A 1,599-nucleotide genomic window follows, 5' to 3' on the forward strand; every position below is an offset into this window, starting at 1 on the left:
TCCGCGCGACTTTCCGTGGTTCGCCGCTTTGCGACCCACCTCCGCGGGATCGAGCCGGCAACCGAGGTGCCGCCGCGTGATCTGCTGCCGGGGCGATCTCGCCGGGCGACGCCCTACCTCTATTCGCAGGAGGACGTCATCGCCTTGATGACGGCAACCGCGGCATTGCGCACGCCGCATCGGGAAGCAACCTACCGGACCCTCATCGGCTTGCTGGCGGTGACCGGGATGCGGATTGGAGAAGCGATCGGCCTTGACCGCGACGACTTCGATGCCGTCGGTGGAGCCCTCACCATCCGGCAAGGAAAGTCCGGCAAATCCCGCGAGTTGCCGTTGCATCCGAGCACTGTTGCAGCCCTCAGCGATTATCTGCGCCGACGCGATCGACCCCGCCGGCCGCCGAACACGCCCGCCCTGTTCGTCTCGCCGGCCGGCACCAGGCTGCTCTATGTGAACGTTCAAAACACGTTCCAGAAGCTCGTCTGTCGCGTCGGCATCGCCCCGCGCTCGGCGGGCTGCCGACCGCGGCTCCACGACCTGCGGCACGCATTTGCCGTTCGTACTCTTCTTGATGCTTATCGCGACGGCGGCGACCCGGGGCGCCGGCTTGCCCTGCTATCGACCTATCTCGGCCACGTCGATCCGGGCAAGACGTATTGGTATCTCTCGGCGTCCCCGGAATTGCTTCAACTGGCCGGTAATCGTCTGGAGCGACAGATTGGAGGCGGCGCATGACCGCCCTCAGCGCGACCCTGCAGGCGTTCTTCACCGATCGCCTGATCCGGCAGCGGCAAGCCAGCCCGCATACGCTCGCCGCCTATCGGGACACCCTGCGGCTGATGCTGGTCTTCGCCGCCGCGCGGCATGGCACAGAACCTTCCAAGTTGGAGTTCAACGACCTCGATGCCGCGTGTGTCGGCGACTTCCTCGACCACCTCGAAGACCATCGGGGCAACAGCGCGCGGACCCGGAATGCGCGGCTTGCCGCTATCCGATCGTTGTTCCGATTCGCCGCTCTTCGTCACCCCGAGCATGCCGCGACGATCGAACGGGTGCTCGCGATTCCGCCGAAGCGCTTTGAGCGAAGGCTTGTGACATTCCTGACGGAGGAGGAACTCGACGCGTTGCTATCCGCGCCCAGCCGGTCGACCTGGACCGGGCGGCGCGACCACGCCTTGCTCGGGCTTGCAGCCCAAACCGGCCTGCGGGCGTCCGAACTGATCGGCCTTCACTGTGCCGATGTCCATCTCGGTTCCGGCGCTCACGTCAGCTGTATGGGAAAGGGACGAAAGCAGCGGATCACACCCATCACCTGCAATATGGCCGCCGTGCTGCGCGTCTGGCTGGCCGAACGCGCCGGGCAGCCGGCCGATCCCCTCTTCCCCACGCAGACCGGCAAGAGGATCAGCCGCGACGCTCTCGAGCACCGGCTCGCGAGATATGTCGAAATCGCTGCCAGAGACTGTCCGTCGCTGCAGCGGAAAAGGGTCACACTACACGTCCTGCGTCACTATCTACCCCGCCCGACTATATCGGGTAGCTAGAGTTCTGCCCACGATTCCAAGGGTTTATGCGATAACATGTAGAGATAGTTTGTAG

At 64.8% G+C, this 1,599-nt stretch carries 2 protein-coding genes; both read left to right on the plus strand.

The features are described 5' to 3' along the window. Positions 1–735, plus strand: a 735-nt coding sequence (locus F3H98_RS30895; protein WP_149764807.1) for a tyrosine-type recombinase/integrase, incomplete at its 5' end; no start/stop codon positions are given. Then, positions 732–1,544, plus strand: coding sequence for a tyrosine-type recombinase/integrase (locus F3H98_RS30900; RefSeq protein ID WP_244622029.1), 813 nt, complete (start codon positions 732–734; stop codon positions 1,542–1,544). The genes F3H98_RS30895 and F3H98_RS30900, both read left to right, overlap by 4 nt. Positions 1,545–1,599: the final 55 nt, after the last annotated feature.

This window comes from Neomesorhizobium albiziae (assembly GCF_900114255.1).
GTDB lineage: Bacteria > Pseudomonadota > Alphaproteobacteria > Rhizobiales > Rhizobiaceae > Neomesorhizobium > Neomesorhizobium albiziae.